This window comes from Listeria sp. ILCC797, assembly GCF_900186185.1.
Taxonomy (GTDB): domain Bacteria; phylum Bacillota; class Bacilli; order Lactobacillales; family Listeriaceae; genus Listeria; species Listeria goaensis.
In genome coordinates this window covers 12409-38531 of the sequence record NZ_FYBS01000001.1, presented here as the reverse complement: position 1 = coordinate 38531, position 26123 = coordinate 12409, and the positions used below count along the sequence as shown (strand labels likewise).

General features: G+C 40.4%; 29 protein-coding genes. 3 read left to right on the top strand and 26 right to left on the bottom strand.

Annotation, left to right across the window (positions count from 1 at the left end):
• Positions 1–19 precede the first annotated feature (19 nt).
• The gene (lepA, locus tag BN1609_RS00205; protein ID WP_088809018.1) at positions 20–1846 is read right to left on the bottom strand and encodes a translation elongation factor 4; all 1827 of its coding nucleotides are present in this window, start codon (positions 1844–1846) and stop codon (positions 20–22) included.
• Positions 1847–2087: 241 nt separating this feature from the next.
• Here lepA and rpsT point away from each other — a divergent pair, with 241 nt between their 5' ends.
• Entirely contained in the window at positions 2088–2339 is a 252-nt protein-coding gene (gene rpsT, locus BN1609_RS00200; RefSeq protein WP_088809019.1) for a 30S ribosomal protein S20, read from the top strand.
• A gap of 201 nt (positions 2340–2540) precedes the next feature.
• On the opposite strand, the gene holA is transcribed toward rpsT, so the two are convergent.
• The 12 genes from holA to BN1609_RS00140 form a co-directional block, all read right to left on the bottom strand.
• Positions 2541–3581, bottom strand: coding sequence for a DNA polymerase III subunit delta (holA, locus tag BN1609_RS00195; RefSeq protein WP_088825166.1), 1041 nt, complete (start codon positions 3579–3581; stop codon positions 2541–2543).
• A 23-nt stretch (positions 3582–3604) separates the two neighbouring features.
• Complete coding sequence (locus BN1609_RS00190) at positions 3605–5833, bottom strand: DNA internalization-related competence protein ComEC/Rec2 (protein ID WP_255377280.1); 2229 nt, start codon at positions 5831–5833, stop codon at positions 3605–3607.
• 44 nt (positions 5834–5877) lie between these two features.
• Positions 5878–6438, bottom strand: a complete 561-nt coding sequence (locus tag BN1609_RS00185; protein ID WP_088809022.1) for a ComE operon protein 2 — start codon at positions 6436–6438, stop codon at positions 5878–5880.
• 61 nt (positions 6439–6499) lie between these two features.
• Positions 6500–7108, bottom strand: coding sequence for a helix-hairpin-helix domain-containing protein (locus tag BN1609_RS00180; protein ID WP_088840381.1), 609 nt, complete (start codon positions 7106–7108; stop codon positions 6500–6502).
• Between the two features lie 85 nt (positions 7109–7193).
• Entirely contained in the window at positions 7194–7925 is a 732-nt protein-coding gene (locus BN1609_RS00175; protein WP_088840380.1) for a class I SAM-dependent methyltransferase, read from the bottom strand.
• Positions 7926–7940: 15 nt separating this feature from the next.
• Positions 7941–8297, bottom strand: a complete 357-nt coding sequence (gene rsfS, locus BN1609_RS00170) for a ribosome silencing factor (protein WP_088809025.1) — start codon at positions 8295–8297, stop codon at positions 7941–7943.
• Positions 8290–8877, bottom strand: a complete 588-nt coding sequence (gene yqeK, locus BN1609_RS00165) for a bis(5'-nucleosyl)-tetraphosphatase (symmetrical) YqeK (RefSeq protein WP_088840379.1) — start codon at positions 8875–8877, stop codon at positions 8290–8292. The genes rsfS and yqeK overlap by 8 nt, the downstream gene beginning before the upstream one ends.
• Complete coding sequence (locus BN1609_RS00160; protein WP_088809027.1) at positions 8867–9436, bottom strand: nicotinate-nucleotide adenylyltransferase; 570 nt, start codon at positions 9434–9436, stop codon at positions 8867–8869. Before BN1609_RS00160 ends, yqeK begins: the two co-directional genes overlap by 11 nt.
• Before the next feature lie 15 nt (positions 9437–9451).
• Positions 9452–9742 (bottom strand): ribosome assembly RNA-binding protein YhbY, encoded by a 291-nt coding sequence (gene yhbY, locus BN1609_RS00155; protein WP_088809028.1) that lies wholly within the window; start codon positions 9740–9742, stop codon positions 9452–9454.
• A 10-nt stretch (positions 9743–9752) separates the two neighbouring features.
• Positions 9753–10562, bottom strand: a complete 810-nt coding sequence (aroE, locus tag BN1609_RS00150) for a shikimate dehydrogenase (protein ID WP_088815292.1) — start codon at positions 10560–10562, stop codon at positions 9753–9755.
• 12 nt (positions 10563–10574) lie between these two features.
• Positions 10575–11675, bottom strand: a complete 1101-nt coding sequence (gene yqeH / locus BN1609_RS00145) for a ribosome biogenesis GTPase YqeH (protein WP_088840378.1) — start codon at positions 11673–11675, stop codon at positions 10575–10577.
• Positions 11672–12193, bottom strand: a complete 522-nt coding sequence (locus tag BN1609_RS00140; RefSeq protein WP_088809031.1) for a YqeG family HAD IIIA-type phosphatase — start codon at positions 12191–12193, stop codon at positions 11672–11674. Before BN1609_RS00140 ends, yqeH begins: the two co-directional genes overlap by 4 nt.
• A 176-nt stretch (positions 12194–12369) precedes the next feature.
• On the opposite strand from BN1609_RS00140, the gene BN1609_RS00135 reads away from it, so the two are divergent.
• A complete protein-coding gene (locus BN1609_RS00135) occupies positions 12370–14172 on the top strand; it encodes a M3 family oligoendopeptidase (RefSeq protein WP_088840377.1) in 1803 nt (600 codons plus the stop codon).
• Between the two features lie 36 nt (positions 14173–14208).
• Here the strand turns inward: BN1609_RS00135 and BN1609_RS00130 are convergent, their stop codons facing one another.
• The 7 genes from BN1609_RS00130 to BN1609_RS00100 form a co-directional block, all read right to left on the bottom strand.
• Complete coding sequence (locus BN1609_RS00130) at positions 14209–14910, bottom strand: 5'-methylthioadenosine/adenosylhomocysteine nucleosidase (RefSeq protein WP_088809033.1); 702 nt, start codon at positions 14908–14910, stop codon at positions 14209–14211.
• A 51-nt stretch (positions 14911–14961) separates the two neighbouring features.
• Complete coding sequence (locus BN1609_RS00125; RefSeq protein ID WP_088815293.1) at positions 14962–15597, bottom strand: YrrS family protein; 636 nt, start codon at positions 15595–15597, stop codon at positions 14962–14964.
• Positions 15598–15630: 33 nt separating this feature from the next.
• Positions 15631–16110: a transcription elongation factor GreA gene (greA, locus tag BN1609_RS00120; protein ID WP_088809035.1), complete on the bottom strand. Its 480-nt coding sequence runs from the start codon at positions 16108–16110 to the stop codon at positions 15631–15633.
• A gap of 191 nt (positions 16111–16301) precedes the next feature.
• Positions 16302–16931 carry a uridine kinase gene (gene udk / locus BN1609_RS00115; RefSeq protein WP_088840376.1) on the bottom strand — a complete coding sequence of 210 codons (630 nt, stop codon included), beginning with the start codon at positions 16929–16931 and terminating at the stop codon, positions 16302–16304.
• On the bottom strand, positions 16928–17569 hold the full coding sequence (locus tag BN1609_RS00110) for an O-methyltransferase (RefSeq protein WP_088838784.1): 642 nt from the start codon (positions 17567–17569) through the stop codon (positions 16928–16930). Before BN1609_RS00110 ends, udk begins: the two co-directional genes overlap by 4 nt.
• A gap of 12 nt (positions 17570–17581) precedes the next feature.
• Positions 17582–18655 (bottom strand): endolytic transglycosylase MltG, encoded by a 1074-nt coding sequence (gene mltG, locus BN1609_RS00105; RefSeq protein WP_088809038.1) that lies wholly within the window; start codon positions 18653–18655, stop codon positions 17582–17584.
• Positions 18656–18801: 146 nt separating this feature from the next.
• Positions 18802–19002 carry a hypothetical protein gene (locus BN1609_RS00100; RefSeq protein ID WP_088809039.1) on the bottom strand — a complete coding sequence of 67 codons (201 nt, stop codon included), beginning with the start codon at positions 19000–19002 and terminating at the stop codon, positions 18802–18804.
• Between the two features lie 153 nt (positions 19003–19155).
• Between BN1609_RS00100 and BN1609_RS00095 the strand changes: the two genes are divergently transcribed.
• The gene (locus tag BN1609_RS00095; protein ID WP_088809040.1) at positions 19156–19782 is read left to right on the top strand and encodes a DedA family protein; all 627 of its coding nucleotides are present in this window, start codon (positions 19156–19158) and stop codon (positions 19780–19782) included.
• A 35-nt stretch (positions 19783–19817) separates the two neighbouring features.
• Here BN1609_RS00095 and BN1609_RS00090 read toward each other — a convergent pair whose 3' ends face one another.
• The 6 genes from BN1609_RS00090 to BN1609_RS00065 all read right to left on the bottom strand — a co-directional run bounded on the left by BN1609_RS00090 (position 19818) and on the right by BN1609_RS00065 (position 26060).
• Positions 19818–20111 (bottom strand): DUF1292 domain-containing protein, encoded by a 294-nt coding sequence (locus BN1609_RS00090; protein WP_088809041.1) that lies wholly within the window; start codon positions 20109–20111, stop codon positions 19818–19820.
• Positions 20112–20125: 14 nt separating this feature from the next.
• Positions 20126–20542 carry a Holliday junction resolvase RuvX gene (gene ruvX / locus BN1609_RS00085; RefSeq protein ID WP_088809042.1) on the bottom strand — a complete coding sequence of 139 codons (417 nt, stop codon included), beginning with the start codon at positions 20540–20542 and terminating at the stop codon, positions 20126–20128.
• Complete coding sequence (locus BN1609_RS00080) at positions 20539–20811, bottom strand: IreB family regulatory phosphoprotein (protein WP_088809043.1); 273 nt, start codon at positions 20809–20811, stop codon at positions 20539–20541. The genes ruvX and BN1609_RS00080 overlap by 4 nt, the downstream gene beginning before the upstream one ends.
• A gap of 172 nt (positions 20812–20983) precedes the next feature.
• A complete protein-coding gene (gene alaS, locus BN1609_RS00075; protein ID WP_088840375.1) occupies positions 20984–23617 on the bottom strand; it encodes an alanine--tRNA ligase in 2634 nt (877 codons plus the stop codon).
• A gap of 282 nt (positions 23618–23899) precedes the next feature.
• On the bottom strand, positions 23900–24586 hold the full coding sequence (locus BN1609_RS00070) for an ABC transporter ATP-binding protein (RefSeq protein WP_088809045.1): 687 nt from the start codon (positions 24584–24586) through the stop codon (positions 23900–23902).
• A gap of 10 nt (positions 24587–24596) precedes the next feature.
• Positions 24597–26060, bottom strand: a complete 1464-nt coding sequence (locus BN1609_RS00065) for an ABC transporter permease (protein ID WP_088809046.1) — start codon at positions 26058–26060, stop codon at positions 24597–24599.
• Between the last annotated feature and the right edge of the window lie 63 nt (positions 26061–26123).

Below are 26123 nucleotides of genomic sequence, written 5' to 3'. Positions count from 1 at the left end.
GAGTGGCAACTCTTTTGTTTTATTGATTGTCGTCCATTTTCAAAATAGCCATGAAGGCTTCTTGTGGCACTTCCACAGATCCAATCTGCTTCATCCGCTTTTTACCTTCTTTTTGTTTCTCAAGCAATTTGCGTTTACGCGATACGTCCCCGCCGTAACATTTTGCTAAGACGTTCTTACGCAAAGCTTTAATCGTCGAGCGAGCCACAATTTTAGTCCCTATTGCAGCTTGAATCGGCACTTCAAATTGCTGGCGCGGAATCAGTTCGCGTAATTTTTCTACAATAATTTTACCGCGCTCATAAGCAAAGTCACGGTGAACAATGAAGCTAAGTGCATCTACTTTTTCCCCATTAAGTAAAATATCCATCTTAACGAGCTTCGAAGTTTGATAGCCCAGCACTTCATAGTCAAATGATGCATAGCCTTTCGTGCTAGACTTCAACTGGTCAAAGAAATCATAAACGATTTCAGATAGCGGAATCTCATAAATGATGCTCACCCGAATATCGTCCAAATATTCCATTGTAATAAAGTTTCCGCGTTTATTTTGCGCAAGTTCCATAACCGCACCAACGTACTCATTTGGCACCATCACCGTCGCCTTCACGTAGGGCTCTTCCACAGATTCAATAACGCCTGGCTCTGGCATTTCCGCCGGATTATCCACAACAATTTGTTCCCCGTCCGTCAAATTCACATGATAAATAACACTTGGAGCTGTTGTAATCAAATCAATATTAAATTCACGTTCAATCCGCTCTTGAATAATTTCCATATGCAAAAGTCCCAAAAATCCAGAACGGAATCCGAAACCGAGCGCTTGAGAAGTTTCCGCCTCAAATTGAAGTGCAGAATCATTCAATTCCAATTTTTCAAGTGCATCACGCAAGTCGTTGTATTTGGAAGAATCAATCGGATATAAACCACAATACACCATCGGGTTCAACTTCCGGTATCCTGGCAAAGCTTCCTTCGCTGGATTATTTGCAAGCGTAATAGTATCCCCGACACGTGTATCTCCAACATTTTTAATCGAAGCTGTCAAATAACCAACATCTCCAACCATTAAAACATCTTGAGCCGTTGCTTTTGGTTTAAAAACTCCAACCTCTGTGACTTCAAACTCCTTGCCATTTGACATCATACGGATTTTGTCCCCAGCTTTCACTGTACCTTCAACGATTCGAATGTTCGCAATAACACCGCGATACGCATCAAACACCGAGTCAAAAATAAGCGCTTGTAAAGGCGCGTCAATATCCCCTTGTGGCGCCGGAACTTTCTCCACAATTTGCTCTAAAATATCTTCGATGCCGATGCCCGCCTTAGCAGAAGCAAGCACTGCCTCACTTGCGTCAAGCCCGATAACATCTTCAATTTCCTCGCGAACACGCTCCGGGTCAGCCGCAGGTAAATCAATTTTATTAATAACAGGTAAGATTTCTAAATCATTATCGAGCGCCAAATAAACATTTGCTAGCGTTTGCGCCTCGATACCTTGTGCAGCATCCACAACTAAAACAGCGCCCTCACACGCGGCAAGACTTCGCGACACTTCATAGGTGAAGTCGACATGCCCAGGAGTATCGATAAGATGAAAAGTGTAGGTTTCACCGTCTTTAGCAGAATAGCTAAGTTGAACCGCATTTAATTTAATTGTAATCCCACGCTCTCTTTCAAGATCCATCGAATCAAGTAACTGATCTTTCATTTCCCGATGCGTCAAAGCATGCGTTTTTTCTAAAATACGATCAGCTAACGTAGATTTCCCATGATCAATGTGAGCGATAATGGAAAAATTTCTTATTTTCTTTTGTCTTTCTAGCATTTCTTTTTTATTCATTATCCCAGCTCCTGATTTTGGCTCATCCCTTATAAGATGGCAAGCTAAGCTTGATTATATCAGTAGAAACACGATTATTCAATGACTTCTTTCAAAAATAAATGATTTTTAAATAAAAATTGGAAAGTATTATTGCAAATCCGCCAATCTTTATGTATAATAGCATTTGTTCTGATGTAATTTAAAAAGGGTATGTTTTGAAATAAATAGTACCTCATTAGTTTGGACGGAGGTGAATGGAATGCCAAATATTAAATCTGCGATTAAACGTGTAAAAACAACTGAAACACGCAACAGCCGTAACGTTGCTCAACGTTCCGCAATGCGTACAGCCATTAAAAAAGTAGAAGAAGCTGCTGCTACTAACGCTGACAACAAACAAGAATTATTTGTTGATGCCAGCAAAAAAATCGATTCTGCTGTATCTAAAGGCTTGATTCATAAAAACAAAGCGGCTCGTAACAAATCTCGTTTAGCTGCTAAAGTTAAATAATCGATGAAAACATCACTGTCGGTGGTGTTTTTTGTTTGCACAAAAAGCCCCAGACTGATGATAAACGACAATCTTCGGAGTTCTTGCCTCCGCTCCGGTACTCGGCAATGCGTGAGAATCTCATCATTTGGCATCAGTCTGATTGTGCTTAGTACGTTTTGTTTGGCTTACGTTTAGCGTTTTTCTACAAGCTGAAAGACCTTATATAAGGTCTTTTTGTCTTTTACGATAGTCCTCCAGCTCAAACAAAAACCATTCCAATTTTTGCTCCCTATTCCCAACTCCCGTTTTCAACTCTAAATCAATCTCTGAAATACGTAGCAAAGCATAATTAAGTTCTTCCTGACTAAATCCACGCGCTTGTTTTGCCGCTAGCTTCGCCCGAAATGGGTGAACTTTCAATGTGCCTGCCGCTTGTTGCGAACTATAGCCTTCTTTTTCTAAAATTTTAAGCTGACTTAGAAGCCGGAACTGACTTCCAATTAAAGCCATAATTTTAATTGGCTCCTCTTTTTGTTTCAATAAGTCATAATAAATTCGAAGTGCACCTGAAATGTCTTGGGCAATCAATTTGTCGAGCAGTAAAAAGATATTTTGCTCCAGTGAGCGAACGACTAAATTATCAACGTCACTTAACCCAATTTGCTTTTCTTCAAATTTAAAAAGCATGAGTTTGTCTAGTTCATTCATCGCCGTAGTCAAATTTCCGCTTGTAAGTTCAAATAGACGCAAAATGGCATCTTGTTTCATCTCGAATTCATTTTGCTTCACTTTGTTTTGTATCCAGCCAATAAATTCTTTTTCATTTGGACGTTTCGCTTCAATAACTGTCGCTGTTTTTTTCAGCAGCTTCGTAAGTTTTTTACGCTCATCCAGCTTTTCAACGTGGGCAATGAAGCATAGAATGGAATAATCAACCGGTTCATTTAAATACGCTTCTAGTTTTTCCGTTTGATGTTCCACTTTACTTTTATTTTTTTCAGTCGTCAGAAAAGTCGGATTGCTAGCTAACACAAGGCGTTTCTCACCAAAAAATGGCAAAGTTTCCGCTTCTTCAAGCACTGATTGAATAGGCATTTCATCTAAGTCAAAATGGACATAATTGAACTCCGTATCTTCTTCCGAAAGAACATTTTCAAGCAGTCGTTTCTTCGTTTCGTTGATAATATAATCTTCCACGCCGATAATTAAGTAAACAGGCGCAATCTTTTTTTGTTCTATTTTCTTCCACTCATCTATCAAAACAACCACTCCTCTCTCCCATCCTAATCCAATCCAGCTTTCTTTTCAAGCGTAAAATGAAACCCTTCGCCAAAAATATATGTTATCATTCCAGTTTGATCCGTTCGGAAAATTGCGACTTGATTTTTTTCAAGAGTCCTAAGCGTTTCCGCGTGTGGATGCCCGAAACGATTATTTAATCCACAAGAAATCAGCCCTAAGCGCGGCTTAACTGCCTTGACAAAAGCATCGGTTGTCGATGTTTTGCTTCCATGGTGCGCAACTTTTAAAATATCAGCTTGAATATCTTTGTTGCGAAGCACTTCTTCTGCTGGCGCTTCAATATCCCCTGTAAAAAGCCACGTCAGACCATCTAAATTTGCTTTTATGACAAGCGAATCATCGTTAGCACCTGCGCCTTTTTCATCAGGGTGTAAAACCGTTAAACTATTTTCCCCGTAATTAAAATGCGCACCTGACACAAGCTCCTCCACAGGAATATCATTTAACTCCAAAAGAGTCGCTCCTAAAATCGCTTTTTGACCAGAACCCGCACTAATATAAAGTTGTTCAATCCGCATTTCCTTAGCGAGCTCGTCTAGCGCCTCCATATGATCCGCATCTGCATGCGTAATAAAAACTTTATCAAGCTGCTTAACCCCACGCGCTTTTAAACTAGGCGCTAACACGTTTGTCCCTATCGAAAACTCTTTTTGTTTCCTCTGCCACTCTTCTTTTGCAAAAGGGAGTGTTCCCCCAGTATCGATTAAAAAGGTGCCAGCATTTCGAGGTAACTGTATCAAAATGCTATCCCCTTGCGACACATCAATGAAAACGACTTCCCCTTTAAGCGGGAAATTTTGCCAATTGCATAGACTTAAATAAACAACAAAAATGAAAAATGCCCGTTTAAAGTATTGTTTTTCAAGTAACATGAAAAAGAGAAATAGGATAATGATAAATAAACATAGGAAAATCCCGTTTGGTCTGCCAGTTACAATACTCTTAAAAGGTAGCTCCGCTAATATTTGTGTCACTTGCTCGGTGAAATGAAGAAGCTGTGTAAGTATGAAGTTTGGAATGACAAAAAACAGCGGCTGTAAAGACATGAAAAAACACAAAAAAACAAGTGGCACAATGATGACTGAAAATAAAGGTACGTAAAAAATATTGAGCAAAATTCCAATAACCGAAAACTCATAGAAATGAAACATCATTACGATAGAAGATGCTAATGTGGAAATAATCGATATGGTAAGGCCACTCAACCACATATTCGCTATTCGATTTACAATCTTCCTTGATAAAATGATAGCAAAGGCGACGCTATATGTTAATTGGAATCCTACTTCAAAAACAACATACGGATTTAAGAGGACAAAAAGTATGAATGTAAGTGAAATAGCCGACAAAGCAGATAGCTTCTTCGCAAAAAGTACAACTAAAAAACTCATTCCAGCGGCTCGAATAACTGGTGGATTACATCCTGCTAATAAGGCGTAGGCTGGGATTAAAATGAGCAGCAGCACTCGACTCGCTTCACGCGTTAAACCGGCACGAAGGAACAGCCCGAAAGAAAGCGATACAAACAAACTAACATGCAGGCCTGAAATAGCCAAAAGATGCACAACGCCGAGTTTTTGATATTGGCTAAAAATATCATCATCAAATAAACTTTTTTCGCCAACAATTAAAGCCGCAACGTACGGCGAAGCTTTTTCGTCATAAGTTCGTTCGATGTAGTCGATAATCGAATGTCTAATATTTTCAACTTTTTGAAGGAAATTTTCCTTTTTCGACTCCCCAAATTGAATATTTGTAGCCTTCGCTACATAGTGAATTCCTTTGTGTTTTAAATAATTTTGGTAATTAAACTGGGCATCATTTCGATTGGGTGTAGGGCGTTCTAAGGTCGCGTTAGCTGTGTAGGACATACCCAGTTTTAACTTTTGAAGAAGTTCTTTTTCAGCTTTTGAAGTGATTTTATATGTGACAAGAATTTTTTCTTGTTGATAAAAGGAAATGAATTGCAGTTTGTCCCCATCAATTTTCAATTCGGATTGAATGAAATTAGCTACTTTTATTTCTTCTGGTTTTAACTTGGTTACATTGCGTTGTTCTACCGTAGTTATATACAGAAAGGTCGCAATTGCCACAAAAAATAAGAGCATACACTTTTTATCTTTTAAGCTTAATATGAGGCATAGTGCGAAATTGATGGCTAAAAAAAGAGGAGTCAAAAAGACTCCTAAAATGGAAAAGATAAGAACCACAACCGAAAAAAATGTATATCGTTCGATGGCCTTCACTCCGTTTCTTAAGATAGTCTGTTTTCTAAGTTCGCATAGAGCTTTTGGATATATTCATCAGGTATTTGTTCGGAAATAGCAGCTTGCTTGACTTCATCAAGTAGCTCTTCTTTATTTAATTTTTCTCCCGCAAAAATATGTGAATCAAACGGGATTTTTTTCACTTCTACTCCTGCTTGTTGGAACAATTCGACAGCATAGGCGTGATTTTTGTAGTCTACCGCGTAGCAGACCGTTTTAATGCCCGCTTGAATTATGGATTTACAACATGCCACACAAGGAAAATGCGTGACATACATTTCTGCGCCGTCTGTTGATGCGCCAAACTTTGCACATTGTAAAATGGCATTCATTTCAGCATGAATGGTTCGAATACAGTGACCTTCCACGACTAAACAACCGTGTTCAGCGCAGTGGTCACCACCTGCGATAGAGCCATTATATCCGCCAGCAATAATGCGTTTATCACGTACAATTGTTGCACCTACCATTAGGCGTGTGCATGTACTTCTCGAAGAAATTAGATGGCTTTGCGCCATAAAAAACTGGTCCCAAGCAATACGTTTCATGATTCTACCTCACTTTCACCTTTAAGTATAAATTTGATGTTTTAGGGAGTCAATCAAAAATTTAAACCTCTACATACTCTTTTAACTTCTCAACGGTCTTTTCGCCAATTCCACTGACATTTTTTAAGTCATTTATCGTTTGAAATAAACCTTCTTTTTCACGGTATTCTAGAATTGCTTTTGCTTTCGCCGCACCAATGCCCGGCACTTGTTGTAAATCACTGATTGAAGCTTGATTGAGATTTATTTTTTGTCCTGCATTAGAATTTTCTGCGGATCCGCTTGATGCAATTTGTTTTGCCTCACCGTTTTTATACACGGTAATCACCATTTCATCTTTTAATTTCTCTGCTAAATTGATAGCATTTAAGTCCGCTTCAGCTGTGAAGCCGCCTGAAACTGTAATGGCATCTTTTACACGCCCATCAAACGCGATTTCGTAAACGCCCGGATTTTTCACAGCACCTTTGACATCAACTACAACCGTTTTACTCCCCGACTTTTCTTCGGTCTCTGCAGTTTCTTCTTTTGGCACATTGGGAATAAGTTCGGCTTTTGCCGCGTTATTTGTGGCTGGTTGCAACATAACATAGCTTATTACGATGATACACAAAACAGTTGCCCCGCAGAGCCAAAACCATTTCGGATACTTTTGATACAGTTCTTTCATACTTTATCTCCTTTTATTTTTACTTATTCGACATTGGCAACTAAATTCCTCATGAAGACATAAAAAAAGAAAGCAGTTTTTTACACTACTTTCTTGCTAAAAAGAAGATTCTTTCGCTCTTTTCATCTGGTTTTTCCAGCGAAAAATCTGCATACACGCTAATTTTGCTAAATCCGGCGGCAATTAATTTTTTTTCATACGTCGCAACCGGATACGTTCTTTCTTTATGGAGTTCATCTTTCCGGAAGTAAGAACCATCGCTATTTTCAACAAAAAAAGTTAACTCATGTTCAACCGAATGAGGCGCTTCCCCGGGAAATGAATTCCAAATCGTTGAAACGCTTAAATCGCTATCACCGTAACTATAATTTTGAAAACCAACGTCCACTTTATAAACGGAATGCACATCAAACAAGAAGGCTCCATCTGTATTTAAATGTTCATAAACTCGCTCGAACGTTGCATCTAGCTCTTTTTCGGTTTCTAAATAGTTGAGTGAATCACAAAAACAGGTCACAACATCGAAGCTCTTTTGGAATGAAAAATTGGTCATATTTTCTGTCAAAAAAGGAATGGGTAGGTTGGTGGCGTTCATTTTAGCTTTTGCCACGTGAACCATTTCTTCTGACAGGTCAAGACCTGTGACGTCGTAGCCTTGAAAATGCATGCGAATGGCAAATTCACCTGTCCCGCTTGCCAAATCAAGCAACGTTTTTTTATCCTTTGGAAGTACTTGATGTGCGAAATCAGCCCACTCATCATAGAGTTCCGCGTCCATTAGTTCATCATACACTTGCGGAAAAAATTCGTAGCTCACAGTCGTACATCTCCTTTATGAAGTGAACGCTTTTGAAACATCTTCAAGCGGGGCATCTCCCCAAAGTTTTTCCAAATTGTAGTAAGAACGTTCATCGCGGTGGAATACGTGGACGATAACATCGCCTAAATCAATCAGCACCCACTGGGCAGCTTCTAAGCCTTCTAAACGCTTCACTTCGACATCATTTTCTTGTGCTTGTTCTTTAATTTCGCGCGCAATGGCTTCGACTTGTTTATCAGAATTACCATGACAAATGACAAAATAGTCGGCAAAACTAGACAAACCTTTCATATTTAGTGCTAGAATATCTTCCGCACGCTTGTCGTCAGCTGCTTTTGCAACTAACATGAGTACATCATAACTATTCAAATTTCAAAACATCTCCTTCTTTAATTAAAAACGCATAATGATTGTAAGCTAAAAATGTATCTGGGAATATCGGCTGCTCTTTACTCGCTAAATAGCCAATCGTACGACCAAGAGCAAACAACATTCCTTTGTCTAAAGAAGCCGCGGTGATTTTTCTCGCTTCGTCCACGCAAGGGAAATCCCGACCGGGCTCCGTATAGTCAGCTAAAAAAATAATTTTATCTAGTGTTGACATGTTTTCCGTACCAGTCGTATGCCAGCGAATGGCATCTAAAATCGCCTCATCGGTAATGCCAAATTCATGCTCCGCCAAGTAAGCCCCAACTGGTGCATGCCAAATCGCATTTTGATAGCGCAAAAATTCCGGATTCATCTTCTCTTGCACGATGATATCGCGTGCTTTCGCATCATCGATATATTTCGCATAGTCGTGCAAAATGGCAGCAATACTTGCTTTCTCTTCCGATTCAAAATAAATTTTGGCGAGCTTTATGGCCGTTTCCTCGACACCAAGCGTATGAATAAACCTTTTTTCAGGCATTGCTTGGCGTACTTTTTCAAGCATTTCATCACGATTCATATAACTGATGCTCCTTCACATACCGCACAACTTGTTTCGGTAAAAAATAGTCAATTGGCATCTTTTTCGCCATGCGCTCACGAATGAGTGAAGACGACACAGACATTTCCGGCACAAACACATTCTTAACTGGGTAAGGCGTTTCAAGGCAATATTCTGGGCGATTTACGCCAACAAATTGAACCAGCTGAACTAACTGGTCAACGTTGTACCAATTTGGTAAATATTCTACCATATCCCCACCAATAATAAAATAGTAGTCTGTATCTGGATTTTCTTCCACCATTTCTTTCATTGTATCATAAGTGAAAGATTTCCCCGCACGCAAAAGTTCACGCGTATCCATTGCAAAATGCGGATTATCAGAAATCGCATGCTGCAACATCTCAGCGCGGTTTGTAGCCGAAACATTCCCGCTCTCTTTATGCGGTGGAACTGAATTTGGGAGGAAAATAATTTGTTCCAAGTTCAGCGCTACCCTGACCTCGTTTGCAATAATCAAATGAGCAATATGTGGCGGATCAAAAGTGCCACCTAAAATACCAACGCGCTTTTTCATAGTTTCACCTCAAATTTAAGGTAATACAATTTGTTTTTTAGTTTTCGATTCTTTATATAAAATAATAGTGCGGCCAATCACTTGAACTAGTTCGGCGCCGGCCCGGCCACTAATTGTTTCCGCCACTTCTTCTTTTGGAACTTCACAATTTTGTAAAACGGAAATTTTAATGAGTTCACGAGCTTCAAGCGCTTCCGCAATTTGAATCACCATATTTGGTGTCACGCCGCCTTTTCCAACTTGAAAAATCGGGTGAAGCGAATGCGCATTTTTTCGTAAATAACGTTTTTGTGGGTTTGTTAACATCGTTTTCCTCCTATAATGAAGCAAGCACCGCCTGTTTCATAATTTCTGTATCAGGCTTTTGCCCCGTCCATAATTCAAAGGCAAGTGCACCTTGATGAATAAACATCGGCAAGCCGTTTTGAATGATTGCCTGCTTCTCTTCTGCTTCTTTTAAAAATGGCGTTTTTTTCGGATTGTAAATTATATCGCTAACAATTGTCCCCGGACGCAAATTAGCTAATGACAGTGGCGTTTCATTTGCGGTTTTCAGGAGACCAACTGAGGTCGTTTGAATCACAACTGAAAAAGACGCCAATTGTTTTTCCGCCTCCGAAATGGTGAGCGCAGCATCTTCGGGATAGCCTTGAATTAGCTGCTCCGCCTTTGAAATGGTGCGGTTCGCCACCACCACGCGACTTCCAATTTTTTCCTTAATCGCCAAATAAATGCCTTTACTTGCACCGCCCGCGCCGATGATTAAGACTGAATCAGTTGGGCGTAGCGGGTGGATTTCAGCTAGGCCAGCAAGATAGCCCAAACCATCTGTGTTATAGCCTACCCACTTTGAATTTCTCCGAACGACCGTGTTGACTGCCCCGCATTTTTCGGCAAACTCATCGAGGCTATCTAAAAAAGGAATGATGCGTTCTTTAAACGGTACGGTAACATTAAAACCATCCATTTTTTCCATAAAAAGAGGGATTTCCGTGTTAAATTGTTCGATATCAATTTTTTGGCGTGTGTAGACGGCTTCCATACCGAGTGCGTGAATCGCTGCATGATGCATTTCTGGCGAGAGCGAATGCGCAATTGGGTTGCCGATTACTGCAAATTTTTCCATTCCGTATGCCTCCTAAATAAGCGGTTCGCGAATCGTCACGTTGACGCCTTTTGGCACCCATGCTGTTACTTTAACATGGCCGTTTGGCACACATACCCAGCCTAATCCTGAAAATACGATATCCGCTTTTTCGCGAATGACAAACGTGTGGGGAACAAGTTCTGGTAAATCTGCCATGTCTTCTTCACTCGGCGGACTTAAAATCAAGCCTTTTTGTGTTTCGTAAAGGTGATTTGCTTTTTCTAATTTCGTCCGGTGTGGCTCAAGCTGGTTCGACATGTAAACGATAAACGATGAGCGCCCACCTTCCGTGAAATCAAGACGTGCAAGCGCACCAAAAAATAACGTCTGCGCACTATTTAATTGGTAGACAACGGGTTTAATTTCTTTTTTCGGTGTAATGAGTTTCAATGTTTTTGGACCGATAAAATGCGCCATTTGATGATGATTAATAATCCCTGGTGTGTCCACTAACACGCGGTTTCCTTCAAGTGGGATTTCAATTTTATCAAGCGTCGTTCCTGGAAATTGTGACGTCGTAATGACGTTGTTTTCACCCGTCGCAAATTTAATAATCCGATTAATTAGCGTTGATTTTCCGACGTTTGTACAACCAACAACAAAAACGTCCTCCCCGTCGCGCAAGTCCTCAATTTGTTCCATCAGCGATTCAAAGCCGTAGCCCTTCTCGGCGCTAATGAGGGCAACATCTGCCGCGCGAAGTCCTAAATCTTTCGCCCGCGTGCGCATATAACGCGTTAATTTATCACGTTTTAAAGACTTTGGTAGCAAGTCCGCTTTATTTCCGACCAAAAGCACTGGGTTGCTTCCGACAAAGCGGTGAAGTCCAGGCAGCCAGCTCCCATCGAAGTCGAAAATATCGACAACGTAAACAATGAGTGCTTTTTTAGCCCCCAAATCATTTAAGATTTTCAAAAAATCATCATCTGTTAAAGAAACATCTTGGATTTCGTTATAATGTTTTAAGCGGAAGCAACGCTGGCAAATGACTTGTTCTTTATCCAGTGAAGATTTTGGTGCATAACCCGGTTTTGATTTGTCCACAGACTGGATAATCGCGCCGCACCCAATACATCTTAATTCTTCGGTCAAAGTGAATCCTCCCATTCCATCGGTTGCTTTTTCGCTAACCGTTTTAAAATAATTCGCTCCATAAAGCGATTAAATTTCGTTGCAAGTCCGTCCGTTTCCTTTACTGGACGCACAAAAATTGTCATCAATTTCTGCCTGTTACCACCAAAAATGTCCGTCATAATTTGATCGCCAATCATAATCGTTTCCTCAGGCGTCGAGTCAAGCTCGCGCAGCGCTTTTTGGAAATTTTTGCGAAGTGGTTTTTTGGCTTTGGCTAAAAATGGAATTCGTGTGGCGCGCGCAACTCGTTCAACGCGTTCCTCCGAATTATTCGATAAAATCATCACTTTGATGCCTTCCGCTTCAAGCAGTGTGAACCAGTTAATAATTTCATGCGTCGCGTCCATTTCGTCCCAAGCGAGAAGTGTATTATCTAAATCAGTTAAAATTGTTGTTTTCCCTAAACTTTTAATATGCGTTGCCGTAATTCCAAACGGAGAATTTAACATCCGATCTGGTGAAAATTGCTTTAGCACTCTTTCGCACCCCATTTTATATAGTATAAATCTGCAAATACTATCATACCGTTATTTACAAAGATAATCTACAAATTTTAACATCTTTCTGCTTTTTTTACAAAAAAAGAATGGTTTAATGCTATAATGATGAAGAAATAATCTTACAATTACGCGTTTGATAGGGAGGAAAAAACATGTCAAAAGACTATTCTCTTATTTGGGAACTCGATTCAATTTATAGTGGTGGCAGTAGCTCAACTGAACTCCGTGATGCACTCCAACAAAACAAACAAGAGCTCGATCAATTTGTGCAAAACATTCGGGATTGGAGTATCCCAGAAAATACAGAGGACACCGCAGAATTTCTCATTTTAATCAATCAAAACGCTGATATTTCACGCGTTTTATTAACCGCAAGTTCTTATTTAGAATGTTTAGCCTCGGCCAATGTGAACGATGAACGCGCGCTTGAACTGGCAGCACTTGTTTACCAACATCAATCTATTTTGCAAACGGCAGAAGACGAATGGCATGAAAAATTTGCGCAAATTTCGGACCGCGTTTGGAATGAAATCCTGACACAAAATGGCTTTGAACAAATTGCTTTCGTCTTAAATGAAGCGCGCACAAATCGCAAGAAAAAAGGAACGAAAGAAGTGGAAGCCGCAATTAACGCCCTTTCCGTTGATGGTTACCGTGGCTGGTCTGACCACTATGATACCATCGTGTCAAAAGTTCGCGTTAAAGTCGAGATTGACGGTGAAACAAAAGACCTTTCAGCTGGTCAAGCGCTCAACATGTTGAACCACCCAAAACGTGACGTCCGCCAAGCGGTTTTTCAGGCTTATACGAAAAGTTGGCAGGAAAATGGGCGGCTATTCGCTGACACATTGAACCATTTAGCAGGCTTTCGTTTGGCTACATATGACATGCGTAAATGGGATAAAGTGCTCGCTGAACCGCTTGCGATAAATCGAATGGAGCAAGGCACACTTGACGCGATGTGGAACGTGATTCGTGAACATAAAAGTACCTTTACCACTTTCCTAGATCGTAAAGCCAAATTACTTGGTGTTCCAAAACTTAGCTTTTATGACGTAGAAGCGCCCCTCGTTTTCGGTGAAGATACGAAAAAATATTCTTTCCAAGAAGGCGCGGATTTCATCATTCAACAGTTCCAAAAATTCAGTCCTAAAATGGCCCATTTCGCTGAACATGCTTTCGCCAACAAGTGGATTGAAGCGGAAGATCGCGACAATAAACGTCCAGGCGGTTTTTGCACAGACTTCCCTCTTGTTAAAGAGAGTCGCATTTTTATGACCTATGACGGAGCGCCAAGTACCGTTGCGACACTGGCACATGAGCTGGGACATGCTTTCCATTCATACGTGATTCGCGATGAGCCTTTTGAAAATACTGGCTACGCCATGAATGTTGCTGAAACTGCCTCTACATTTGCTGAAATGATTATTGCCGATGCTTCTGTGAAGGAAGCCAGCACAAAAGAAGAAAAAATAACGCTTCTTGAAGATAAAATTGGGCGCAGTGTGGCATTCTTCATGAATATCCATGCTCGTTTCTTATTCGAAACACGTTTTTACGAAGCGCGTAAAGCAGGTATTTTATCTGTAGACGCACTGAATCGTTTAATGGAAGAAGCCCAGCGTGAAGCTTATTTAGATGCACTTGATGAATATCATCCGCAGTTCTGGGCTTCCAAACTTCATTTTTACATTTCAGAAGTGCCATTTTACAACTTCCCGTACACATTTGGCTACCTCTTCTCGCTTGGTATATATAATAAAGCCATTCAAGAGGGCGAAAGCTACGAAGATAAATACATTGCACTCTTAAAAGATACTGGTGCGATGACAACGGAAGAACTTGCCAAAAAACATCTCGGCGTTGATTTAACAAAACCTGATTTCTGGGAAAGCGCCGTTCAAATTACCGTGAACGATGTTTCTGAATTCCTTAAACTAACAGAAGACTTATAAATACAAAAGCGAGAATCCTAGTGGATTCTCGCTTTTTTAATTCCATTCTTTTAGAAGGGCTAAAATGCATTCTGATGAAGCTTTTGCTGCTGTTTCTAGGAATTCATCGAAGGAAATTGCGGCTTCTTTATCCGCAACATCAGATAGCGCGCGGATAATCACAAACGGGATATCAAACTGATGCGCTACTTGTGCTATAGCCGTTGCCTCCATTTCGACCGCCTTTACTTCTGGAAAATGTGTAGTGATTTTTTCGCGTTGTTCATCTGTTGAAATAAAGGAATCCGTTGTGGCAATTAATCCGAATACGACTTTGCTCGTGGTTTCTTTTAATTGATTTAAATATACTTTCTCAACTTTCTTTAGCAAATTGGCATCTGCTTGATAGACAGCTGGCATTTGTGGCACTTGACCAAATGTATAGCCAAAGACGGTCGCATCCACATCACCGTAAGTAAGTTGATTTGAAATAATGACATCTGACACATTTAGATTCGCGCCTAGGCCGCCTGCTGAACCAGTATTAATGATGCATTCAGGTTTGTAATGGTCACACAAAATAGTGGTTGAAATCGCGGCATTTACTTTGCCAATTCCTGATTGTAGTAGCACGACTTCTTGACCTGAAATTGTCCCACGGTAAAATTTTGCTCCTGCGATTTCTTCTTCTAACAGCAACGTCATTTGCTCTTTTAAAATTTTCACTTCTTCTTCCATCGCGCCAATAATTCCTATCACAAGGAAAACCTCCTTTTTGTCCAAATAAAAACGCCGGAAATTTACCAGCGTTTATCGCTTATCGTTTTGCTTTAACTCTTCCACTTTCATCGGTTGCCAACCTTCTCCGTCACGCCAAGCAATGTATACGCGATACGCTTTATCAGGTGTGCTTTTATCTGAAACTGTTCCGATTGATTCTGTAGCTGGATCTGCGCCGCGCCCTACAAACCAAAGTGTCATGTTATTCGCGTCTATTCCTGTCGCTTCCGAAAAAGCTTGGATTTTTTCTTTCCAATCACGGCTAGTTGCATCGTAAGAGTTTACATGTTCACCCGATTGTTTCGTTCCGACAGGTTTCCAGTCTTTTGTAATGACTTGATTTACATTTGGATCATCGCTTTTTTCGGTCGTAGTCGTGTCTTTAGACGCAGACTCGTCCTGTTTTTCTGCTTTTTTAGCCTTCTCACTTTTTGCGGCATCTTCTTTTTTCGTTGTAGAAGATGCCGTTTTAGTTTCTGTTGGTGTATCAGAATTATCGGTTGCCAAAATAACAAAATAAAGCGAAGCAACGATTAAAAGCGATACAATGATGATCAAAATATTTAAAATCAAGTTTGTTTTTTTGCGTTTCGTGTTCGACTCGAGCCTGGATCCTTCCACGCTATTTTGCTTCACACGGCGATTTTTATTTTGCTTTGTCACCATATTTGAGTCTCACCACCTTGTTCAAAAGCAGGATTATGCTTCAATTTTAATAATTTTAACGGTCATATCGCCGCCTGGCGTTTGAATGTTTACTTCTTCACCAATTGCATGGCCGATTAAACCTTTAGCGATTGGAGAATCGTTAGAAATACGACCTTCAAATGGATCAGCTTCCGCACTACCGACAATCGTGTACGTTTCTTCATCGCCGCCTGGAACTTCCGCAAAAGTTACCTTTTTGCCGAGTGAAACCGTATCATTATCGACTTCTGAGCCATCAATGATGTGCGCGTTACGAAGCATGTTTTCAATTGTCGTAATCCGTCCTTCAACGAATGCTTGCTCATCTTTTGCGGAATCATATTCCGAGTTCTCGGATAAGTCACCGAAACCACGCGCAATTTTAATGCGCTCAACAACTTCTTTACGTTTTACAGTTTTTAATTCATGTAATTCATTTTCTAATTTTGCTTTCCCTTCAAGGGTCATTGGAAATACTTTTTCAGTTGCCAAAATAGTTTCTCTCCTTTTTGAACATTTCTTTGTATAGAAAAGTACGGAGACTATCCCCGCACCATGATCGAATATTTACTTTACGCAAGAAAGATAACCGTTCTTTCTTTCAAGTAGTAAGCAAATCTCTTTCATTTCATAACGCAAATTTTACAGTAATTTGGATACTTTGACAAGCCCAACGAATCTTATTACATATTTTCCTGAAGCACGCTTGCTATTTTTGTTGTCATTAAATCAATCGCCACATGATTTTGCCCACCTTCTGGAATAATAATATCGGCATATTTTTTTGTAGGCTCGATAAACTCGTTATGCATCGGTTTGACAACCGTTAAATATTGCTCGATAACGGAATCAAGCGAGCGTTCTCGTTCTTTAATATCACGCAGCAGACGACGAATAATGCGAATGTCATCATCTGTATCGACATAGACTTTAATATCCATTAAATCGCGCAGCCGAGGATCTTCTAAAATTAAAATACCTTCTAAAATGATAACGTCGCGTGGCTCTTGATGAATAAGCATATCTGAACGCGTATGTTTCGTATAATCATATACGGGCTTATCAATCGCTTCAAAACGGAGCAGCTGCTTAACATGTTCAATTAATAAGTCGGTATCAAACGCGAGTGGATGGTCGTAATTAGTTTTAAGTCTTTCTTCAAAAGAAAGTTCCGTTTGATCTTTGTAATAAAAATCTTGTTCAATCATTAAAATAGAATGTTCATCAAACTGATCGAATATTTTTTTGCATACGCTCGTCTTTCCTGAGCCTGATCCACCTGTAACTCCCACAACAACTGGCTTTTTCTTCATGATATTTCGCTCCTTCTAGTAATCGCAAGTCCATCTCCCAGCGGAATTGTTGTCGTCACAAAATTTTCTTGTTCCACTAAAAATTGGTTGAAATCTCGCATTTTACGAGCAACACGTGCCTTTTTCTTAACCTCATCGGATTCATCAAGCGCAAGTCCTTTAAATAAAACATTATCGCTGTATAAAACGCCCTTTTGATTTAAACTTGGCGTATAAAGCGCGAAAAATTTTTCATATTGCGCTTTCGCTGCATCAATAAAAATGGCATCATACGGTCCCTTTTCAAGCAGCTTATCCGCGTCAATTAGCGCATCTCCGAGCACACAATCAATATTGTTCGCCCCGTAGCGTTCAATGTTTTCCAAGGCCGTCTGATGACGTTCCTCATCGCGCTCAATCGTTACAATTTCAGCGTTTGGGAGTACGTCTTGCATGCGTAGTGCTGAATAACCAATTGCCGTTCCAAGCTCTAAAATGCGCTTTGGCTGTTGAATTGCCATAATTTGTAGCATCGCGTGCAAGGAATCTGCTTCCATAATAGGCACATGATTTTCTTTCGCAAACTCTTCCATTTTTGTAAAGAAAACAGATCGTTTTGGAATTTGCGCAACTAGGTAATCTTGAATAGTTTGATTCATAAACTTCCCCTCTTACTCTTGATTGCTTGTAATATGCTCTTCTTTCAAGCGATTATGTTCGTCTAATGTTTTTGAAAAATAAACTTTCCCTGTTTTTGTATTCGCTAAAAAGTATAGATAGTCGGTTTTTTCTGGATAGAGCGCTGCTTCCATCGAATTTTGACCACTATTTGCAATCGGGCCCGGCGGTAAGCCGTTTACACGATAAGTATTGTAAGGTGAATCTACTTTTAAATCCGAATAAAGGGTTCTGTCCTTATGTTCTCCGAGTGCGTAAAGTACTGTTGGATCGGTTTGGAGGCGCATATTTTCGTCCAAGCGGTTGTAAAAAACGCTTGCGATTTTTTTGCGGTCTACATTTTCTGTCGCTTCTTTTTCAATTAAGGAAGACATCGTTAAAAATTCGTGAACCGACTTTTGTTGCTTCGCTAATTCCGCACGGTACGGCGCTAAGTTCGTGTCCGTTGCTTTAATCATTTCTTCGATAATCGTCTCCGCACTAGCATTTGCATCTTTAAACGTATACGTCGCTGGATATAAGTAGCCTTCTAGCGGATGTTTAATGTCTTTATTCAGCACAGCATCTGTCACCGTGTCAGGATATTTTTTAATCATTTCTTTCACAAAACTTGGGTCATCCATCGTTTTTAAAACGTCATTTTTCTTCAAGTTAGGTTGGTAATTCACGATTCTTTCCGCAATTTGATCCAGTGCATACCCTTCTGGAATGACGAGTTTTTCAGGAGCAACTGTATCGCCTTCTTTTAAGACTTTCACAATTTCATCCGTATCCATTGATGGGCTGAGTTGATATTTACCTGCTTTTAAATTATTTTCATTCGTATATTTAACATAGTATGAAAAAACTCTCGCATCATTAATCACGTTTTTCTCTTCTAATAGATTGCCAATATCTTTCACATTTGACCCTGATGGAATCTCAACAATAACTTCCGCTTTACTATCCGCATCTTTCGCACCTAGTTGACTTTGGATATAAAAATATCCTGAAAAAGTGGCAATTATAAGAACTAGAACGATGGCAGAAATAATAATGGTCATTTTTTTACCTTTAGACTTACTCAAGTTGACCCCTCGTTTCTTTACATTATCCAGTCCATTATACCGATTTTTTCCGCACATTACTATGCGTATTTATTTTTTTTAACAAATTTTAATATTTCATAAAAAAAATCCTGAAAGCGAAGTCACTTTCAGAATTTTCGGCACCTTTAAGCTTCAATCGATTCCACTGATTCAATATTGCGTTTATATAGTCTAACCGAACGACCTTCATTATCATCCAGTAAAAATGTTCCCTCTCCTGTTGGCACTAACGCCTCCGAAATCGCTTTTTTCTGCGAATCGCTCTCTACTGTTTTGCTGTATGTACGCCCGCTCACCATATGAACCGTCACAACAAATTTTTCCATGGTAACCCTTCTTTCATTTTTGGAATAAAACTATCATAACAAAGATTACGCGAAAAAACATACAAAAACCTTTTCTTTTATAAAAAATAACGCGTTATGATTTCCTTATGCTATAATAACAAAGTCACTATTGTATTTAGAAGGAGTCTTTTTATGTTACATACAATTATTCAAAGCCTTCAAGATTTTGTCATGTATTTAATTGATACCTTTGGACATTTCGGGATTTTCCTTGCGATGCTAATCGAGAGCGTCTGTATCCCCCTGCCTAGCGAAGTTGTCATGCTATTTGGTGGTTTTATGGCTGAAGCTGGAAAACTCAATTTTTGGCTTGTTGTATTTGCGGGTATCGCCGGAAACTTAGTCGGCTCACTCATTGCCTACTACATCGGAAAAGCTGGCGGACGAACACTCGTCTTAAAATACGGCAAATATATTTTCTTAAACGTCAAACATCTTGATAAAGCCGAAATTTGGTTTAATCGCTACGGAGCAAGCGCTGTCTTTTTCGGCCGCATCCTCCCAGTTATCCGCACATTTATCTCACTTCCCGCTGGAATTGCCAAAATGAACGTTTCAAAATTTATTCTCTACACAATTCTTGGCTGTATTCCTTGGAATTTATTTTTAACATGGCTCGGCTACACACTTGGCGCTAATTGGTCAATCGTTGAAAAATACACGCGCCCCATTACATATGGAATTTTAGCCCTCTGCATCATTTTTGTCATTTGGCTTGCATACAAGATTTGGAATAAAAAAGCGCGGGCAAGAAATTAAAAAAAGGTATCCCAAATTGGGATACCTTTTTTCGATTATTCTTCGTCCGCTAAAAAAGTAGCTAAGATTTCTTCAATCATATCCCACTCTTCATCAGTTTCAACTGGCATCAGTTGTCCTTGATTGCCTTCTTCATCTTGAATGTAAGAAGAAGCTAAAATTTCGATTTCCTCGTCTTCACTTGCCCCTGCTGGGAAGTAAAGCACGTAAGATTTATCAAATTCCTCTGAATCAAAATTAAATAAAATTTCAAACTGCTCTTCTTGTCCTTCTTCGTTTACAATCGTAATAAAATTTTGTTCTTCCTCGTGATTATGGTTTTCTGACATATACGTCACCTCATTTAATTATTTGCATCTAGGTAGGACTGCAAAATCATCACAGCTGCCAATTTATCAATGACTTGCTTTCTTTTTTTTCGACTTACATCTGCTTCTAAAAGCGTGCGTTCAGCCGCTTGCGTCGTTAAACGCTCGTCCCAAAGCTCGACTTTTATCCCCGTCCGATTTTCAAGAACTTCTGCGTACTTCTCGGAGCTTTCAGCACGTGGACCAAGCGTGTTGTTCATATTTTTAGGCAAACCCACGATAATCTTTTCTACCTCATATTCTGTCGCAAGTTCCTGTACACGATTATAGCCAAATTGCTTTGCTTCCTCGTTAATCGCAATGGTTTCAATCCCTTGCGCCGTCCAGCCCAGTGCATCACTTATCGCAACGCCGACCGTTTTAGAGCCGACGTCTAAACCCATTATTCTCATTTTCCACCAATTTCGTTGTTTTTTAAATATGCGCGAACTAATTCTTCGATGATTTCATCACGTTCCAGTTTACGAATTAAGTTTCGGGCATCCATGTGGCGCGGGATATAGGCAGGGTCTCCAGAAAGTAAATAGCCAACAATTTGATTGACAGGATTGTACCCTTTCTCTTCAAGCGCTGAATAGACTTGGCTCATAATCTTTTTGACATCTTCTTCAATGGAACCGTCACCGAAATTATAATGCATTGTTTGATCTTTAGTACCCATAATTCTAAACACCTCAATTCCTTCGCTCTTCCACCTATTTTACACTAACCGTTCAGAATTGACAAAGAAATTATATACTTTAACACAATTTTAATATTGTTTAAAGCGAGTTCGCGAAAGCATTTAAGAGGGGCAACACGTCAAACAGGCAAACTGCCAATTGCTTGGCCACTTATTTAAGCTTACGAATGATGTCCGGCACCGCGCCAAGCGCTTTTTCAAGTAGTGCTGGGTCTTTTCCGCCCGCTTGCGCTAAATCAGGCTTGCCGCCGCCGTTACCACCGCAAATTGTCGCCACTTCCTTAATAATCTTACCGGCATGTAAGCCCGCTTCAATCGCCTCTTTCGAAACAGCCGCAATGAGGTTGACTTTTTCACCAGAAACCGCGCCTAAAACGAGGACGCCATCCATTTTTTTGTCTTTCCAATTGTCGGCAAATTGGCGTAAGCTCGCCATGTCTTTCGCATTCACTTGCTTATGAATCACCTTAACGCCGTCAATTTCTTCAGCGCCAGCAAAAATGTCAGCACTCGCGGCACTTGCCAGTTTCGCTTGTAACGAATCGTTTTCACGTCGTACTTCGCGAAGTTCATTTTGCAGCTGTTCCATTTTTTGTGGCGCGTCAGAAGCTTTCGCTTTCAAGATTTTCGCTACTTCTTTTAGCGTGTTTTCCTGTTCCGTCACAAAATGATAAGCCGCTTCACCAGTGAGCGCTTCAATTCGGCGTGTGCCTGCACCAATACCTGTTTCACTTTGAATTTTAAACAAACCAATTTCCGCAGTGTTTTTCACGTGGACGCCGCCGCAAAGCTCGATGCTGTAGTCACCAATTTTAACAACACGGACAACATCACCGTATTTTTCCCCAAATAGAGCCATTGCCCCTAGCGCTTTCGCTTCATCAATCGGCATTTCGCGAATATCGACCGCAAGCTGCGCCCAGATTTTTTCATTCACAATTGTTTCCATTTTGGACAGTTCTTCCTCTGTGATTTGCCCAAAGTGCGAGAAGTCAAAGCGCAGACGATCAGGCGCGACAAGTGAGCCCGCTTGGTTGACATGTTCACCTAATACATCTTTAAGCGCGCGGTGCAGTAAATGAGTCGCTGTATGGTTTTTCACCGTCTTTTTGCGGTCATACTCGTCCACCGTAAGCTGAACTTTATCGCCAACTTTGAGCACGCCTTCTTTCACCAAAATTTGGTGCAGATTTTGCTTGTTCGGCGCTTTTTGGACATCTTTCACAAACGCTAGCCCCGCATCACTTTGAACCGTTCCGTGATCCGCCACTTGACCCCCACTTTCGGCATAAAACGGAGTTTCCTTAAACATAACCTGAACGTCACTCCCGGCTACCGCCTCACTCACAAGTTGGTCCTCTTGAATGATATGCAAAATCGTAGAGTCCACAACCGTTTGCCCGTATCCAACAAAGGTACTTTCATCCGTCAAATTCGCAAGTAGCTCGCCTTGAACTTGCATCGACTGAACATCAGCACGTGCTTCACGCGCACGGTCGCGCTGTAATTTCATTTCCGCTTCAAAGCCTTCATGGTCAATTTTCAGCCCGTGATCAAGACCGTATTCTTCCGTTAATTCAACCGGGAAACCATAGGTGTCATACAATTTGAAAATGTCTTTGCCGGAAATAATACCCTTGCCGCTTTTCGCTTCTTGCAAAATATCTTCTAAGATGGCTAAGCCTTCATTTAATGTTTCATGGAAGCGCTCTTCTTCACTGCGAATCACTTTTTCAATAAACGCTTGTTGTTTTTCAACTTCTGGATAAAATGCATTCATGATTTTGCCAACAGTAGGAACTAGTTTAAACATAAATGGCTCACTAATGCCAAGTTGTTTCGCGTAGCGTACAGCACGACGAAGTAAACGACGAAGAACATAACCACGTCCTTCATTTGATGGCAGCGCACCGTCACCAGTAGCAAAGGCAACTGTACGAATATGATCCGCAATGACTTTAAAAGCCACATCTTTTTCGTCCGTCACACCATATTTTTCACCAGAAATAAGCTCCACTTCACGAATGATTGGCATGAATAAATCCGTTTCAAAATTTGTTTTCGCACCTTGAATAATGGAAACCACTCGTTCAAGACCCATTCCCGTATCAATGTTTTGCTTTGGAAGCGGCGTATAAGAACCATCAGGGTTATGATTAAATTGCGAGAAAACCAAATTCCAAATTTCCAAATAGCGTTCATTTTCCCCACCTGGATAAAGTTCTGGGTCATTCGCATCATTTCCAAATGCTTCGCCGCGGTCATAAAAAATTTCGCTATCCGGACCACATGGACCGCCGCCAATATCCCAGAAGTTATCTTCAATTTCAACGATATGTTCGTCAGTCAAACCAATTTTTTCTTTCCAAATTGTTTTCGCTTCCTTATCTTCTGGATACACCGTGACATATAATTTTTCAGGGTCAAAACCAAGCCATTTGGGGCTCGTTAAAAATTCCCACGCGAATTCAATCGCACCCTCTTTGAAATAATCGCCAATTGAAAAATTGCCAAGCATCTCGAAAAACGTATGATGGCGCGCTGTTTTACCAACGTTTTCAATGTCGTTCGTTCGAATCGATTTTTGCGCATTCACAAGGCGCGGATTATCTGGAATAACAGAGCCATCAAAATATTTTTTCATTGTCGCGACACCGCTGTTAATCCAAAGAAGTGTCGGATCATTTACAGGAACAAGTGGCGCACTAGGCTCGACAGTATGGCCTTTCTCCTTAAAAAAATCAAGAAACATTTGTCTTACTTCACTGCTCGTTAGTTGCTTCATTTTATTTTCCTCCTCGAAAAAAATAAGCCTTGTGAATCGTTGCTACAGGGACGAATTCTCGCGGTACCACCCTGTTTGCAACGACACAAGACTTGTATCATTACCTCTTTAGCATCTTTAACGCAGATGAACGGACTTTTTCACGTAAGAGAGCGATTTGTAGAGGCTTCTACTTTTCTTTCAGCCAAGGAAAAGTTCTCTTTTTAAGTAAGCATCTCTAAAATTAAATTCTTACAAAGTCTAGCTTATTCATTTAAATTATAGAGAAGCCGCCCTTATCTGTCAACCGTTAAATTGCATTTGTTCTTTTGATTCAAACTGTCCATTTTTAAGCGTTAGTTTCACATCGGAAACTTTGGAAATTTCTGGGTCGTGCGTGACCATAATCACACACTTGCCTTCTTTGTGTGCTAAATCTTGGAACAAACGCACCACTTCCTTACTTGTGCGTTCATCCAGATTTCCAGTCGGCTCATCAGCCACAATCAAATCCGTTTCGCAGGAAAGTGCCCTTGCGATGGCTACACGCTGTTGCTGCCCACCACTAAGTGTTAAAACGCGCTGCTTCGCCATTTTTTCATCAATACCCACCTTTTCGAGCATTTCTAGGGCAAATTCTTTTCGATTCGAATGCTTCACTTTCGTAATTTCCATCGCTGTCGTCACATTTTGGAGCGCCGTCATATACGTTAACAGATTATAACTTTGGAAAACGATGGATACATATTTATTCCGAAATACAGGCAAACCAAGTTCTTTTAAAGAGCGCCCTTTGTAAAAAATATCGCCTGATTTTTGCGTATCTAAACCACCAGCCAAGGAAAGGAACGTTGTTTTCCCAGAGCCTGAACTCCCTACAACCGTATAAAATACACCTGCTTTAAATGTGTAATTAATATCCGTTAAAATACTTTCCTCTTTTGTTTTGTACCAATAATCGACATGTTCAAATTCTAAAATTTTCGTCATGCTTACACCTCTATTCCTGTTTCGTTAAAATCGTTTTTGGATTCATTCGTAAAATCGCAGCAGCAGGTAGCAGTACCGAAATGAAAGCAATTCCTACGCCAATTCCGCCCATCTTCAACATATCAGCTAGCGTTACTTGAATGTCCAGTTCTTTAATTTCTTCGGTGTTTTGCGTCAAGCTTGAAAAACCGCCGCTCATCATGCCACCGCCAGGTCCGCCGCTTGGACCACGATTTCCATTTTGTTCTGTCGTTGTTTGCGCCGTCTCATTTTGCTGCGAAAGCAATTGGTTGCCGGCAATTTGGGCAACGTAGTGACTACTAAATCCTGCCAGCATAAATGAAATTAGCGCAACTGTTAAAATTTCCACGAAAAACTGCCCGACGAGTTTCATTCTATTTTCGCCAATAGCTAGTAAAACGCCCATTTCATATTTGCGTTCACGTACTTGCATCATCACGAGTAAAGCTAAAATTAACGCGCCCGCAATTGTCACAATATAGACGACATTTTTTGAAAACGAAGCCACATTATTAATAGGGCCAATCATTTGTTGGTAAAGCGCATCATTTGCGTCCAATTTAAATGTATCCCAATCAATTGAATCCACTTGTTTCGCTTGTTTTTCAAAGCTTGAAATATTCGCGGCATCGTCCATTGTATAAACAGCCGAATCAACCGTGTCTTTATAGTCTGAGCCTTTTAACGTATTAGCGACCGTATAAGGAACATACAATTTATTGTACGGATTTAAAAATGAGAAATTGCTCGCCATATCGCTTCCAGAATCGCTCGTTTTATAGATGCCGACAATTTCAAGTTCGACCGTCGTTTCCTCATCACTCGACTGAATGCTCATTTTGTCGCCAACTTTTAAATCATTTTGTTCCGCGAGCGTCTCCTCCACTAGGACGACATTTTTGTTCGCGTCGTCACTCGTTAAAGCGCGCCCGCTTTTTAGCTCCGCTGTTCCGCCGTCAAAATCCGTTGAAGTCTGAGAATCCAACACGCCACTAATACTTAAATCTGCTTGGGTCATTTGCCGACCGCCCATTTGCGGTGCATTGTTGTCGCCAGTTGAACTATCTCCAGAAGACTTTACTGGGTCGAAATCTTTCGCCAGAGCTTGCGTGCTTGAGTAATAGTTGTACGTTGCAACATGATTTAATTTCGCTAAACTTTCCGCGTTTTCTAAAGAAATTGGTGTACTTTCAAACGAAGGAGGCGTCCTTTCGCCAGAGTCACTCTCGCTCTGATTAGCTTGCTGTTGTTCCATTTGTTTCTCACGATCAACCGTAAGTGTTACGGTCCCGCCTAGTTCTTCTTTTGCCATTTCACTTGCTTTATTTGCAGCAGATTGAATCGTAAAGCCAGCTAATATAAGTACGGAAACGATTGTAAATATAATAAGTTGTAAGGCTCCTCGCCCTATTCTCGCTTTCATACTAAAAAATGCTCGTTTAATAAAATTCATACTTCTTTCCTCCATTCATTGCCAGTAACCCTAGATTAGTTGAAGTGTGTGAACTAAATATGA